The sequence below is a fragment of the Moraxella sp. FZLJ2109 genome, assembly GCF_024296965.1.
GTDB lineage: Bacteria > Pseudomonadota > Gammaproteobacteria > Pseudomonadales > Moraxellaceae > Moraxella.
Genome location: NZ_CP101112.1, coordinates 490,299 through 503,542, shown reverse-complemented (window position 1 = coordinate 503,542; position 13,244 = coordinate 490,299). Strand labels below are relative to the sequence as shown.

Genomic DNA, 13,244 nt, shown 5'->3' with positions numbered 1-13,244 from the left:
AAAAAATATGCACCCGCTCAAGGCAAAGTGCATCCGATAATAAGATTTATTATAAAGAATTTAGCCCAAAAAATCAGCAAATCTCACAATATTTAACAATTTATTAAGTGGATTGTATAAAATTTAGGCAAATCTTGTCAAAATACCATCAAAGCCAGTGTCATTGCGGTTTTTTCACGGTTTTCACCATGCTTGCGCGCGGATGGCTGTTGTCATAAATGCGGCTTAAAGTGCCAAAATCCACTTGGGTATAAATCTGCGTGGTAGCGATGTTGCTGTGTCCGAGCATTTCTTGTACCGCGCGCAGATCGCCACTGGCTGAGAGCATATGCGATGCAAAGCAGTGGCGCAGTAGATGGGGGTGTAGATTTAGATCAATGCCTGCGCTAGCGGCACAGGCTTTGAGTCTGAGCTGCACTGCACGCACTGACAATCGTATGCCGTGGCGTTCGCTGATAAATAGCGCGCTAGAGTTCTGCTCTTGCCACAGATCGCGGTGCGGCAGATAGTCGCGAATGGCACGAATGGCAAGGCTGCCAACAGGGGCTTGGCGCATTTTTTTGCCCTTACCCAGTACGCGCACCACGCCATGATCCAGATCAATATCATCGACATCAAGACTGACCAACTCCGAGACGCGCAGTCCAGAGCTGTACATCAGTTCAAACATCGCCTTGTCGCGCACCCACAGCCGTGCTTTGGCGGCATCATCAGGCATCGGCTGCTCAAGTAAGCGGCGCATCAGCTCTTCATCGGCGACACGGGGGAGCTTTCGCGGGGCGGGCTTGAGCCGAAAGCCTGTGGTGGGATTGTGCGTGGTGAGATTTTGAGTAATCAGATATTGATAAAAGCTGCGAATGGCAGATAGGGCAAGCTTGGCGCTGACGGTACTGATGGCGTCCCCTTCTAGGCGCGTACCAAAAAACTGCGTCAGCATCTGCCGCGTACAGGTCAGTGGATCGATGGGCTTGTGTGATTGGGTCAAAAACTGCAAAAACTGCACCAATGCCAACTGATAAGTGGCGATGGTGCGATCAGAATAATTATGATAAGCCAAACTGTCCAAATAGGCATTCAGATGCACCCATATCGGCAGATGGGCAAGGTCATCATGTGGCGCGATGGCGTGCGTGCTGGATTTATCAGTCGCTTTGCCATCGCTATCAGCAGTGCCATCTGCGGTAGGCAGGGCGCGCGTCAATGCAGCGGACAGTCGCATGATGGATTAGAGAGTCTCGCTGTTGTCAGCACCCAGCTTGATACCTGCCGATGCCGCCAGACCATCTGGGCTAAAGACCCCTTCATAGACGAAGGCTGTCGGACCGGTCATCATCAGCGAGTAGCCATCTTGCCAACGAATCGCAAGGCTGCCACCATACAGCTGTGCGCGAATGTCCACGCCTTCATCCAACCAACCTTCGCGGATACCTGTCGCGACCGCTGCGCACGCACCCGTACCGCAGGCTTGGGTTTCGCCGACACCGCGCTCATAGACGCGCAGACGGATGTGGCGTTGGTTCACCACTTGCACAAAGCCGACATTGACTTTCTCGGGGAAGGCTTCATGCGATTCGATCAATTTACCCAAACGCTCGACATCAGCACTCAGTACATCATCGACCTTGATCACCGCGTGTGGATTGCCCATATTTGCCACATACAGCTGCACAGGCTCGCCATCGACATCTAGGCGATAGGCGTTGCCGATTTTGGTGATGGCTTTTGGGGCGAATGGGATTTGATCAGGTTCAAATTTTGGCTTACCCATATCCACTTGCACCCAGCCATAGCGGTCAGTGGTCAGTACGATGATGCCGCTTGCAGTCTCGACGCGCAGACGCTGTTTGAATGATAATTTGCGCGCTTGCACAAAGGATGCAAAGCAGCGCGCGCCATTGCCACATTGTGAGACTTCTGAGCCATCAGCATTAAAAATTCGGTATTTAAAATCCACATCAGGACGCGATGGCGGCTCGACGATCAATAACTGGTCAAAACCCACGCCGATGCGACGATCAGCAAGCAGTCGCACAAGCTCTGGCGTGAGTGTCATGCGTTGTGTTACTAGGTCAATGACCATAAAATCATTGCCCAATCCGTGCATTTTGGTAAATTCGATTAACATTGTCCTATCCTTAATTTTTTAGTTATTACCTTGGTATCTTATCATGAAACTTTGGTGCTTTGCTACAGTTATAAGGATTAAAATGCGTGAAGAAAGGGCGTGGGTGATTGAAATTTTTAAAGACATAGTCTATAAATTTAAAATGATACTGCGCCCGCTCGCCTTGCTGTACTCTATGTACTATCTGCGGCTTGCTGCCTAGTCTCATTTTGCTTTTAAACGACTATAAAAATCGCTTAGGCTGATTGGCTGAATATCAGCTGAGCTAGGGCAATCCATAAAGGTAGTTTATGCGATGATCGCAAGCTGCTCTTTATTCATCAAGGGCGTATTGTCCCAATGTTCAATGGAGTGAGTAAGAATCTCATCGGGCGTGGCGCTTGCCATTTCAGGGGTGGTTTTTTGACCAAGTAAATCCAGCGCGCGCACCAAGAGCAGTGCAGGGCGGCGCGTATCAATCGGCGTGGCAAGATTTTGCTTTGATAGCTTTTGCCCTTGATTATTGAATAATAGTGGCAGATGATAAAAATAACTTGGCACAGGCAGGCGACACGCCTTGATGATGGCAAGCTGCGCGACCGTCATCGGCATGATGTCAAGTCCGCGCATGATGTGGCTGATGTTTTGTAATCCATCATCAATGGCGCAGGCTAGGATGTAGTTGATCATTTGATTTTGGCGTTTGACGACGACATCGCCTAGACTTTTGGCAGAATTATCCCATATCACCCCTTGTAAGCCATCGACAAAGGCGGTCGCGACATCGGGCAGTTGTAGGCGAATTTTACTATCGCGATTTTGCCAAGAGAGATTTTTGTGCAGGCATAGGCGCGGATAGACGATGGGTGCATTGAGTGCGTGTGCGACAGGGTGGCTTTGGCGATGGTCATCGAGCTGCTTTCGTGTGCAGTGGCAGGCATAGCACAAGGGAGCAAGCGCACCGTGCAGATAGTCATCATAGATTGCCACACGCTTGGACTGATAAATGACTTCATCATCCCAATGCAGCCCCAAATTCTGCAAATCACGCAAAATGCTGTCGGTATATTCAGGCTTGCAGCGTTCAAAATCGACATCTTCGATACGCACAAGCCACTTGCCGCCCAAAGATTTGATATGACAAAAGCTCGCCACGGCAGTCGTCAGCGAGCCTAAGTGCAGATGATGGGTCGGTGAAGGGGCAAAACGCCCAACAGGTACGATGCTCATCAGATGTGGTGAATTTTGAATAAAAGTGAATTTTTATTCAATCAAAACAAATCATTGACCGTGATTTTGTTTTTCTTTGATTTCTGATAAAGTCTTGCAGTCAATGCACTGCGTCGCGGTTGGGCGCGCTTCTAGGCGGCGCAGACCGATCTCAGTGCCGCAAGTTTCGCAGTAGCCATAGTCGCCTGTTTCGATTTCCAGCAGTGATTTTTCGATTTTGCGGATCAGCTTGCGCTCACGATCACGCGCACGCAGCGTTAGGGCAAATTCTTCTTCTTGGGTTGCGCGGTCATTGATGTCCGGCATGGTGCTGGTTTCTTCATGAATGTGTTGCTTGGTACGCTCAGCTTCGGTCACCAACTCTTCACGCCAATTGGTCAAAATTGTGCGAAAATGTGCCAATTGCGCATCAGACATATAGTCTTCATCTTTGGCAGGTTGGTATGGTGCAAAAGTAGTTGCGTTGGTCATCCCGTTGTAGTCCTTATGGGTAAAAACAGGCGAAAATCTCGCCAATGATTGCCGCAGGTGGCAAAAAACCGCCATCACTTTAGCAAAAAATAATTAAAATATCCAATCTAATTTCTGAAAATTTACCAATTATCAGAAAATTTTTGACAATTAATGGTGTTTGATTAATAAAATTCAAGAGTAAACAGCGGCTTGCCACAAGCTTTGGGCATAACTTTGGGCTACCACACTGCGCACTACTCTGCGAATGGTGGCGTATTTTGCATAAAAATAATGTAACTTGATAGGGTGTGATTGTTGCTAATGTGTATCATGCGACAGCCAGCAGGCGCGTCATCAAGACGAAATTCATCACAAAATGGTGCAAATTGGCGGTCGGTCGATAGGCAGGTGAGCAGCTGAACAGGGTGATCAGCTAGGGGGTGTATGGTGTGGACTTGATGGACATGACCGCACAGCACGGTGTGGGCATGGGGGTGTTTTTTAATAATTTGCCAAAAATCATCTTGATTATCAAGCACATAAGCATCAATCCAAGCCGAGCGCACTGGCAGCGGGTGATGGTGCATGGCGATGATGGTAGGAGCGGGGTTTTGGGTAAGCTGTTGATCTAGCCAGTCAAGGGTAGGCTTTGGCAGTGCGCCATGAGTTTCGCCATTGACCGCGCTGTTTATTAATAATAATTGCCATGCTGTATCGGCAAAATTTAGCATCACAGCATGGCGATCAAGCAGGCGCGCATCAGGATTAATGGGAATGTGCAGTCGCTGTGGGTAAGGCAGACTTGTACCAATCTCATGAGTGACATCGTGATTGCCCGCGATGGCAAGATAGGGAATGTCTGTGCGGTCAAGCGTATCAAACAGCCAATCATAAGCATCGCGATTGCCATCATTGACCAAATCACCCGTCAATAAGAGCAAATCAGGCACGGGATGATGGTAAGTGGCAAGCTTTAAAACAGTCAAAAATTGCTGATAGCTAGGCGCGTGTCCGATTTTGCCTGTCAAATGCAAATCGGAAATCTGGCAAATGTTCAGCGTATCAGTTCGGCTGCTTAAAGCGGTGATGGGATAGGTCATGGGTTTGTCAGTCAAGCTCAGTGAATTTTCTTGATAAACTTTTTAGTGATTTTTTTTAAATAGTAAGCTTATTTGCCAAGTAATTTTTTCACGCCAAAAGTGCTAAAAAATCCCACGGCAAGCATTAGCACAATCGCAAGCCCTGTTTGGATATCCAGCCAGACGCTGCCCCAGATGCCTGCAGTGACGGCAATTTGTGCAAAGATCATCGCCAGTATCACCATCATCTTCGGCGATGGCGCGAATAGTCGCGCGATCAAGGCAGGCAGTACAAGTAGACCACTGATCAGCAGGCTGCCAACCGCTTGTAAAGCCACAGCACAAAAGCCTGCCAAGAGCGCCATAAAAAAGATGTGCTGCCGAGTGGGATTGATGCCTTGGATTTGCGCCAGTGCTTCAGAAGTGGCGAGCTTGACTTGTGCTTGCCAAATCACTGCCATGATGATAAGTCCAATGACGATCAAAATCGCAAGACGCGGCAAGTCCGCCCAATCGACATCTAATAGATTGCCGAATAAAAATCCCAAGACATTGGCTTGCTGCTGCGTCAGCTGTGTAAGCGTCAATAAACCTAAGCAAAGCAAAGTCGATGCCAGTACTGCAAGGGTGGCATCATTAGGCAGACGCGAATCTTTCAGCACGGTCATCACCAGCACCACGACCGCACTGACGATACCGATGCCCAGATCATAAGGCAGGGATAGCCACGCTGCCAATGCCACGCCAAGTAGCGCACCATGCGCCAGTGTATCAGAAAAAAACGCCACGCGCCGCCACAGCACCAAGCAGCCCAATGGTGCAGACAGTAGCGCAAGCAATGAGCCTGCAATCCAAGCGGGGGCGAGTATCGAAAGCCAATCAGTCATAACAGATCACTTCACAGAATCAGAATGGTGCGTGTGCGCAGCGTGGTCATGGCTATGATTGTGGCTGTGGTCATGATGATCCAAATGATGCTCACAATGGCTATGCTCATGGATATACGGCGCTTGATAACCGAACAGCTGCGTAAACTCAGGCGACAGCGCGATTTGGCTTGGCACGCCCTGACAGCAGATGTGTTTATTCAGGCAGATGACACGGCGCGAGCCTTTCATCACCCAGTGTAGATCATGCGATACCACAAGCATCGCACAGCGCAGAAACTCAGGCAACTCATCTAAGAACCGATACAGCCACGCTTCACTTTCAGGATCCAGGCCTTGCATCGGTTCGTCTAGAATAAGCAAATCAGGCTTATCCAATAAAGCACGCGCAAGCAGTACACGCTGCGTCTCACCGCCTGACAGATGATGCATTTGTTTATTCAGCAGTGGCGTGATGGATAGCTGATCGTACAGATAGGCTTTTTGGTCGGCGTTTAGGCGTTTGCCATCCGCTTGGGCAAGTAGGTCAATGGCACGCAGTGGCAGAATGCTAGGCACGCTAAATCGCTGTGGCACATAGCTGATTTGCTTGGTGTTTTTGATCAATGTGCCATGCGTGGGCTTTAACAGACCCAAGATAAGCTTCACCAAAGTCGATTTGCCCGCACCATTTGGGCCGATCAGGCTGATCATCTCACCTGATTCAATGGCAAGCGAAATATGGCTGACGAGCATCACCCCGTCAGCCGCTTGGTAGCTGATATTTTGTAGATCAAGGATGGGCTTAATGCTTGCCTTGGCAGTCACGGCAGACACCTTTTAGTTCGATGACACTGCGCTCAATGGCGAATTTGGCATCATCGGTGGCAAAATTCATCATCGCATTGACTGGCAGGTTGCTGCATTCTTCGACTTTTTCGCACACGCGGCAAATCAAGAAAGCTGCAGCGTGATTTGAGCGCGGATGGCAGCAAGGCACATAGGCGTTCATTGAGCTTAGCTGATGAATCAAGCCTTCATTCAGTAGAAACTCAAGCGAACGATAGACGGTCGGTGGGGCGATATTTTTGTGCTTTTCGTGTGCTAAGTGCGTTTTTTTTTGTCTGCTTAATTGCAGCGCACTGATCAAATCATAAGCGCCCATCGGCTTATCTGCCGCCAAAATCAGTGCATATACTTCTTCGCGCAAAGGGGTGAAACGCACACCACGCTCTAGGCAATAATCTTTGGCATCCTGCATACGCTTAACAGGATCGTTGTGATGTCCGTGATAGACATCGTGTTGGTGGAAATGGCACGCATCGTGTGCGTCGTGTGAAGTGGTGGCTTGCATACTTAAACCCCGAATGATGGTGGAAACCATCGGTAAAACATAAAAAACGCCCAAGAACCGAAGTTCCAAGGCGTCCAAACACAGTGCGTTATATTATATGCTAATTGATGCGCCTTGACTATACAACTTTAGACAAATTGCCAAATAAATTTGTTGGTCAATTGTAAATAATCTGTTCAATAAATAATCAATTATTCAAAAATAAAATATAGAAATAGTATAACATAGATTTGGTAGTTGTGCTATACTTGACTTGATTTTATGAAGCAAAATGACCATTAAAAGCGGCATTCTTTTGTCAATAATAACCAAGGTACAAAATCCGCAACAGTTAATGCGACTTTGTGTGAATTTTTCAAGATGCGAATTTTTCAAATCATAAGCGAATAACAGTCAAAAATGACAATCAAAAAGTGAGTTTGTTATGAAATCAATGATAAAAACCACCCTAAAACAAGGCGCGCTGATCGCTGCTGCCACGATGAGCATCGGTGCATGGGCAGGGGTCGTGAGCGTGAGTAATTATCCGCTTGCGCTATTGTCAAATGCTATCACCCAAGGTGATCACGATGCTGAAGTCTTATTAGGTGCAGGCGATGTCGGTCATCACGGTGCATTATCACCAAGCAAGGTGAAGCTTGTCGAAGACAGTCAGTTCGTCGTATGGTTCGGCGGTGATCTGGAGCAGAATCTTGTCAAATCACTGGACAATGCGCCCAATGCCATTAGTTTATTGAAATTCAATGCTTTTACGCGCCATCCACTCAGAAACATCGATGGCACAGCGCGCACAAATACCCAAGATCCGCACATTTGGCTCGATCCGACCAATGCCAAAGCCATCGTCAAGGCGCTTGCGGTGATTCATGGTCATGCCAATCCTGCGTCCAAAGCCAAATATCAAGCCAATGCTGATGATTTTATCAAAAAAATGGACGCTGCCGTCGCTGAAGTCGGTCAGACGCAAGTTCAGCCATATTGGGCGTATCACGATGCATTTCAATACATCGAAACTGCTGCCAAATTAAAATTCGCCGGCGCATTGACACCTGATCATCATATCAGCCCAAAAGCAAGCCAAATCAAGCACTTATCTGATACTCGCCCGAAGCCTGCCATGTGTCTTGCGTCACAAGGTCCAGTCTCTGATGGCATTAAAAATAAGCTTGGCAATGTCACTGTCAGTATTCAGCAAGAAGACATGAGCGGCGGTAGTGATGACTTTGTAGAGATTTGGAAACAAGTCGTCAGCGATCTGCAGGCGTGTGCAGGCGCATAAGCGTACATTTGTTAGGCTTGACAAGAATAACACTTGCCTAAGTCGGACAAGGCTTTTATAATCATAAGGCTTGGTAGTTTGCCAAGCCTTTTTTACGCCATTTGCATTTATATAAATGGCAATGCAGCGAAGTTTATTGAAAGCACAATCATTATAAGCATTTGATTTTTGGGCAAAAATTCATGACCAGACCAGCCAAGCGAAACAGCCAAGCAGATATTTATCGCAATCAAAAACGCCAAAGTATCGTGCTTTTGGGTATTATTATCGTCGCGGCAGCATATAGTATGTTGATAGACGATGTATCGCTTGCCATTGCCAAATCGGTGGCGGCAGGTGGGGTGCTGGCGTATCTTGCTCAGTGTGTGTTTACTTTTATTGCTTATCGCGAAACGGGCGCACGACAATCGCGGCAGATCATGCTGAATATGTATCTGGGACAGATGCTCAAATGGGCGGTGACGCTGATTGGCTTTGCGCTGATTTTCACCAAAGCGATCGATGTCAATGTGCTGATGGTGATTTTGGGCTATTTGCTCATGCAATTGGTACACACGCTGTCACTGATGCGATTGAAATAAATAAACAATCCGCTGCATAAATATCATGTAAAAACAGCAAAATAGGCGCAAAAACGGGCATTATTGCCTGAATATTACCCAAAGCATCATAAAATTGAAAAATTTCGGTAATAAAAATCACATTAGCCCTTTACATATCGCCTACACTAAAGTAATATACTCGGTTAGTTACAAAAGCAATTTATTGTTTCACAGTTCACCGCAGTTTGGGTGACGCATTGATTTTCAGCTCGCACGCAGTCAGAGACTTGACACCACAGCGCGAGATGGAATCACCAGATCGACCTTGATTTGGTGGCAATGGATTGAGCGTGTTGAATCGTAACTTCGTTTTTGATTTGGCGTATTTTCTCCAATCTTTCTTTTGTTTGAGTTAAAATAAGTAGCTTATTATGGCAGCCGAACAGACATCTTCACAATATATTGCTCACCATTTGACCAACTGGACATATGGCAACCACCCAGAGCATGGCTGGAAAGTGGCAGCAGATGCCACTGAAGCGTCGCAAATGGGTTTTAGTGCCATTCATCTGGATTCTATGCTTTGGTCAGTTGGCTTGGGTATTTTCTTTTGTGCGCTTTTTTGGGCGGTGGGTCGCAAGGCGACTGCTGGCGTTCCAACCAAGCTGCAAGCGTTTGTTGAGCTGATTGTAGATTTCGTGGACAACAGTGTTCGTGAATCGTACAATGGCCCATCAAAGCTGATCGCGCCATTGGCATTGACGATTTTTGTGTGGATTTTCTTGATGAACTTGATGGACCTAGTGCCAATCGACTTCATCCCAACTCTTGCACAAAAAGTCGGCGCTGCTATGGGTCATGATCCGCATCATGTTTACTTTAAGATTGTACCAACCACCGACCCGAACATCACTTTGGGTATGGCGATTGGTGTCCTATTGTTGATCATCGGATTTGGTATCAAATATAAGGGCATTGGCGGCTTTATCGCAGAATTTACTTTGCACCCATTCAGTGCAAAAAACCCAATTTTGCAAGCTGTACTAATCCCTGTAAACCTAGTACTAGAAATCGTTACTCTATTGGCAAAACCAATCTCATTGGGTCTGCGTCTATTCGGTAACATGTACGCAGGTGAGTTGATCTTTATCTTGATCGCACTGATGCCATTCTGGATTCAGTGGGCATTGAGTGTGCCTTGGGCAATCTTCCATATCTTGGTAATTACTCTTCAGGCGTTCGTATTTATGATGTTGACGATTGTTTATCTGTCGTTGATCTCAGCACAATCCGAACATTAATTTGAACCTTTTTCATTAACCCTTTTTATTTTAGGTCATTAAGGAGACATCATGGATCCAGTAATCGCACAATACACGCTACTAGCAGTCGCTCTACTAATCGGTCTAGGCGCACTAGCAACTGGTATCGGTTTCGCTATCCTAGGCGGTAAATTCCTAGAAAGTACTGCTCGTCAGCCAGAACTTGGTTCACAACTTCAAACCAAAATGTTTATCGTAGCTGGTCTACTTGACGCCGTACCAATGATCGGTGTTGGTATCGCAATGCTACTATTGTTCGCCAACCCATTCGCATAAGCTGAAACCGTCAGTTTAACGACCACCTTTGATGGCGCAGCTTTCAAAGGTGGGTATCACCTGACTTTCACTAACAACGAGGTGATTGGATGATCAATTCTACCATTATCGGTCAGATGATTGCGTTTGCGATTTTTGTGCTATTTTGCATGAAGTTCGTATGGCCACCACTGATCGGCGCGATTAATGAGCGCCAAAGAAAAATTGAGGAAGGCTTAAACGCCGCCGAAAAAGCAAAAGCAGATCTTGCTTCTGCTGAAAAGCAAGTTGAACAAGAATTTGCTGCCGCAAAAACCGAAGCCGCTTCTATCATCGAACGCGCGAATAAAACCGCTAACCAAATGATCGAAGAAGCCAAAGAGCAAGCCCGCCAAGAAGGCGAGCGAATCATTGCACAGGCTCATGCGACTGTAGAGCAAGAAGTTGCTCAAACTCGTGAACAGCTACGCAAACAAGTGGCTCAATTGGCAGTGTTAGGTGCAGAAAAGATTTTGCAAGACAAAGTCAATGAACAAGAACACGCCAGCATGCTTGACCAGTTGGCGGCTAAGCTGTAATTAGAGGATAACATGGCTGAACTATCTACCTTAGCAAGACCATATGCCAAAGCAGCATTTGACTATGCTAAAGAGCAAAATGTAATCAACAATTGGGAGACCTTTTTGTCGGTTGCTAGCAGTATTGTAAGTAATGAAGAATTCGCTTCTTTGCTGAACAATCCAGCCATTTCTGCAGATCAAAAGGCAGATGTATTGCTTGATGCCTACAACAAAATCTCTGCAGAAGAAGCTTCTTTAGCATTGGCTAATTTTACCAAACAGCTAGCAGGACATGATCGTTTGGCGCTATTGCCAGAGATTCATGCGCATTACAGCAAGCTTAAGTCGCAAGAGCTAAAACAGGTTGACGCTTATGTTACTTCAGCCTATCCACTAACCGAAGCCCAGCGTAAAAATTTGCAGGAACGCTTAGCAGTTTCTACAGGGTCTATTGTCATTTTACATGAAGAAGTGAATCCTGAACTGCTTGGTGGCGCTACCATTAAAGTGGGCGATAAGTTTACCGATGGCTCAGTGCGTGGCAAGTTAAAACAATTAAAGACTCAGCTGACCGCATAAGTCAGCTGTCTAAATTTAAGGAAACAAGGCAATGCAACAATTGAATCCAGCCGAAATCAGCAATCTGATTAAGCAGCGTATTCAAGACCTTGACGTAAGCGCAACTGCAAAAACGGAAGGCGTAATCGTCAAAGTCTCTGATGGTATTGTGCAAATCCATGGCCTAGAAGAGGCTATGTATGGCGAGATGATTGAGTTCGAAGGTGGCGTATATGGTATGGCGCTGAACCTAGAACAAGATTCAGTCGGTGCGGTTGTACTGGGTGAATATCTAAGCCTTCAAGAAGGTCAAAAAGCATATTGCACAGGTCGTATCTTGGAAGTCCCAGTAGGTCCTGAGCTATTAGGTCGTGTTGTTGACGCATTGGGTAACCCAATCGACGGCAAAGGTCCAATCAATGCAAAATTGACTGACAAAGTTGAAAAAATCGCACCAGGCGTTATCGCTCGTCAATCAGTTGATGAGCCTGTGATGACTGGTTATAAAGCAGTTGATACCATGATTCCTATCGGTCGTGGTCAGCGTGAGTTGATCATTGGTGACCGCCAAACTGGTAAAACTGCATTGGCAATCGACGCCATCATCGCTCAGAAAAATTCTGGCATCAAGTGTGTGTATGTGGCTGTTGGTCAAAAGCGTTCGACCATCGCTAATGTCGTGCGTAAGCTAGAAGAAACTGGCGCACTTGAGTACACCACAGTTGTTGTTGCGTCTGCATCAGAGCCAGCAGCACTACAATACATCGCGCCATACTCTGGCTGTACGATGGGTGAATACTTCCGTGACCGCGGTGAAGATGCATTGATTGTTTATGATGATCTGTCTAAGCAAGCAGTTGCTTATCGTCAAATTTCATTGCTACTACGCCGTCCACCAGGACGCGAAGCTTACCCAGGTGACGTATTCTATCTACACTCACGCCTACTAGAGCGTGCATCTCGCGTTAATGCAGATTATGTAGAAGCATTCACCAATGGCGAAGTAAAAGGCAAAACTGGTTCTTTGACTGCATTGCCAATCATCGAAACCCAAGCAGGTGACGTATCAGCATTCGTACCTACCAACGTGATTTCTATTACCGATGGTCAGATTTTCCTTGAGTCAAACCTATTTAACTCAGGTATCCGTCCTGCGGTGAACGCTGGTATCTCGGTATCGCGTGTTGGTGGTGCTGCACAAACCAAGATCATCAAAAAGCTATCAGGTGGTATCCGTACCGCACTAGCACAGTATCGCGAGTTGGCAGCATTTGCTCAGTTTGCATCTGACCTTGATGATGCGACCAAGCAGCAGCTTGAGCATGGTGTGCGTGTTACTGAGCTGATGAAGCAAAAGCAATATGCGCCGATGTCTATCGCTGATCAAGCAGCAGTTATCTATGCATCAAACGAAGGCTACCTAGCTGATGTGCCAGTTGAAAAAATTGGTGCATTCGAAGAAGCATTCCTTCGCTTCTTGCGCACAGAACACGCTGCATTGATGACTGAAATCGATGAAACTGCAAACTACAACGATGACATCGAAGGTCGTCTAAAAGCTGCAGTGGAAAGCTTCAAGGCATCTACCAGCTTCTAAACAAACAAGCAATATGGTGTGTTAGGCGTTGTTTAACGCACCATA

The 13,244-nt window shown here is 46.7% G+C and carries 15 protein-coding genes; 7 read left to right on the top strand and 8 right to left on the bottom strand.

The annotated features are described in order from the left end of the window. Positions 1-160 precede the first annotated feature (160 nt). The 8 genes from xerA to NKU06_RS02350 form a co-directional block, all read right to left on the bottom strand. Positions 161-1,219: a site-specific tyrosine recombinase/integron integrase gene (gene xerA / locus NKU06_RS02385; RefSeq protein ID WP_254728474.1), complete on the bottom strand. Its 1,059-nt coding sequence runs from the start codon at positions 1,217-1,219 to the stop codon at positions 161-163. Between the two features lie 6 nt (positions 1,220-1,225). Further along, a complete protein-coding gene (gene dapF / locus NKU06_RS02380) occupies positions 1,226-2,125 on the bottom strand; it encodes a diaminopimelate epimerase (protein WP_253224200.1) in 900 nt (299 codons plus the stop codon). A 288-nt stretch (positions 2,126-2,413) separates the two neighbouring features. Then, positions 2,414-3,334: a tRNA glutamyl-Q(34) synthetase GluQRS gene (gene gluQRS / locus NKU06_RS02375; protein ID WP_254732038.1), complete on the bottom strand. Its 921-nt coding sequence runs from the start codon at positions 3,332-3,334 to the stop codon at positions 2,414-2,416. Between the two features lie 51 nt (positions 3,335-3,385). Further along, a complete protein-coding gene (dksA, locus tag NKU06_RS02370; RefSeq protein WP_371923526.1) occupies positions 3,386-3,880 on the bottom strand; it encodes an RNA polymerase-binding protein DksA in 495 nt (164 codons plus the stop codon). A gap of 161 nt (positions 3,881-4,041) precedes the next feature. Beyond that, complete coding sequence (locus NKU06_RS02365) at positions 4,042-4,887, bottom strand: metallophosphoesterase (protein WP_254732036.1); 846 nt, start codon at positions 4,885-4,887, stop codon at positions 4,042-4,044. Between the two features lie 68 nt (positions 4,888-4,955). Then, complete coding sequence (locus NKU06_RS02360) at positions 4,956-5,753, bottom strand: metal ABC transporter permease (RefSeq protein WP_253224196.1); 798 nt, start codon at positions 5,751-5,753, stop codon at positions 4,956-4,958. Positions 5,754-5,759: 6 nt separating this feature from the next. Beyond that, on the bottom strand, positions 5,760-6,560 hold the full coding sequence (locus NKU06_RS02355; protein ID WP_254732112.1) for a metal ABC transporter ATP-binding protein: 801 nt from the start codon (positions 6,558-6,560) through the stop codon (positions 5,760-5,762). Next, positions 6,538-7,086: a Fur family transcriptional regulator gene (locus NKU06_RS02350; protein WP_253224195.1), complete on the bottom strand. Its 549-nt coding sequence runs from the start codon at positions 7,084-7,086 to the stop codon at positions 6,538-6,540. The genes NKU06_RS02355 and NKU06_RS02350 overlap by 23 nt, the downstream gene beginning before the upstream one ends. 433 nt (positions 7,087-7,519) lie before the next feature. Between NKU06_RS02350 and NKU06_RS02345 the strand changes: the two genes are divergently transcribed. The 7 genes from NKU06_RS02345 (at position 7,520) to atpA (ending at position 13,199) form a co-directional block, all read left to right on the top strand. Next, complete coding sequence (locus NKU06_RS02345; RefSeq protein ID WP_254732034.1) at positions 7,520-8,365, top strand: metal ABC transporter solute-binding protein, Zn/Mn family; 846 nt, start codon at positions 7,520-7,522, stop codon at positions 8,363-8,365. A 182-nt stretch (positions 8,366-8,547) separates the two neighbouring features. Further along, a complete protein-coding gene (locus NKU06_RS02340; protein ID WP_254732032.1) occupies positions 8,548-8,946 on the top strand; it encodes an ATP synthase subunit I in 399 nt (132 codons plus the stop codon). Between the two features lie 392 nt (positions 8,947-9,338). After that, complete coding sequence (atpB, locus tag NKU06_RS02335; protein ID WP_253224192.1) at positions 9,339-10,208, top strand: F0F1 ATP synthase subunit A; 870 nt, start codon at positions 9,339-9,341, stop codon at positions 10,206-10,208. Between the two features lie 51 nt (positions 10,209-10,259). Continuing rightward, the gene (atpE, locus tag NKU06_RS02330) at positions 10,260-10,505 is read left to right on the top strand and encodes a F0F1 ATP synthase subunit C (RefSeq protein ID WP_078253314.1); all 246 of its coding nucleotides are present in this window, start codon (positions 10,260-10,262) and stop codon (positions 10,503-10,505) included. Between the two features lie 89 nt (positions 10,506-10,594). Next, the gene (locus NKU06_RS02325; RefSeq protein WP_253224191.1) at positions 10,595-11,062 is read left to right on the top strand and encodes a F0F1 ATP synthase subunit B; all 468 of its coding nucleotides are present in this window, start codon (positions 10,595-10,597) and stop codon (positions 11,060-11,062) included. A gap of 12 nt (positions 11,063-11,074) precedes the next feature. After that, complete coding sequence (locus tag NKU06_RS02320) at positions 11,075-11,623, top strand: F0F1 ATP synthase subunit delta (RefSeq protein WP_253224190.1); 549 nt, start codon at positions 11,075-11,077, stop codon at positions 11,621-11,623. 31 nt (positions 11,624-11,654) lie between these two features. Next, positions 11,655-13,199 (top strand): F0F1 ATP synthase subunit alpha, encoded by a 1,545-nt coding sequence (atpA, locus tag NKU06_RS02315; RefSeq protein WP_253224189.1) that lies wholly within the window; start codon positions 11,655-11,657, stop codon positions 13,197-13,199. The last annotated feature ends 45 nt before the right edge of the window (positions 13,200-13,244 follow it).

Excerpts from the sequence above, each read along its gene's own strand:
- xerA (WP_254728474.1), bottom strand. The coding sequence starts at position 1,219 with ATGCGACTGTCCGCTGCATTGACGCGCGCCCTGCCTACCGCAGATGGC.
- dapF (WP_253224200.1), bottom strand. The coding sequence starts at position 2,125 with ATGTTAATCGAATTTACCAAAATGCACGGATTGGGCAATGATTTTATG.
- gluQRS (WP_254732038.1), bottom strand. The coding sequence starts at position 3,334 with ATGAGCATCGTACCTGTTGGGCGTTTTGCCCCTTCACCGACCCATCAT.
- dksA (WP_371923526.1), bottom strand. The coding sequence starts at position 3,880 with ATGGCGGTTTTTTGCCACCTGCGGCAATCATTGGCGAGATTTTCGCCT.
- NKU06_RS02365 (WP_254732036.1), bottom strand. The coding sequence starts at position 4,887 with ATGACCTATCCCATCACCGCTTTAAGCAGCCGAACTGATACGCTGAAC.
- NKU06_RS02360 (WP_253224196.1), bottom strand. The coding sequence starts at position 5,753 with ATGACTGATTGGCTTTCGATACTCGCCCCCGCTTGGATTGCAGGCTCA.
- NKU06_RS02350 (WP_253224195.1), bottom strand. The coding sequence starts at position 7,086 with ATGCAAGCCACCACTTCACACGACGCACACGATGCGTGCCATTTCCAC.
- NKU06_RS02345 (WP_254732034.1), top strand. The coding sequence starts at position 7,520 with ATGATAAAAACCACCCTAAAACAAGGCGCGCTGATCGCTGCTGCCACG.
- NKU06_RS02340 (WP_254732032.1), top strand. The coding sequence starts at position 8,548 with ATGACCAGACCAGCCAAGCGAAACAGCCAAGCAGATATTTATCGCAAT.
- atpB (WP_253224192.1), top strand. The coding sequence starts at position 9,339 with ATGGCAGCCGAACAGACATCTTCACAATATATTGCTCACCATTTGACC.
- atpE (WP_078253314.1), top strand. The coding sequence starts at position 10,260 with ATGGATCCAGTAATCGCACAATACACGCTACTAGCAGTCGCTCTACTA.
- NKU06_RS02325 (WP_253224191.1), top strand. The coding sequence starts at position 10,595 with ATGATCAATTCTACCATTATCGGTCAGATGATTGCGTTTGCGATTTTT.
- NKU06_RS02320 (WP_253224190.1), top strand. The coding sequence starts at position 11,075 with ATGGCTGAACTATCTACCTTAGCAAGACCATATGCCAAAGCAGCATTT.
- atpA (WP_253224189.1), top strand. The coding sequence starts at position 11,655 with ATGCAACAATTGAATCCAGCCGAAATCAGCAATCTGATTAAGCAGCGT.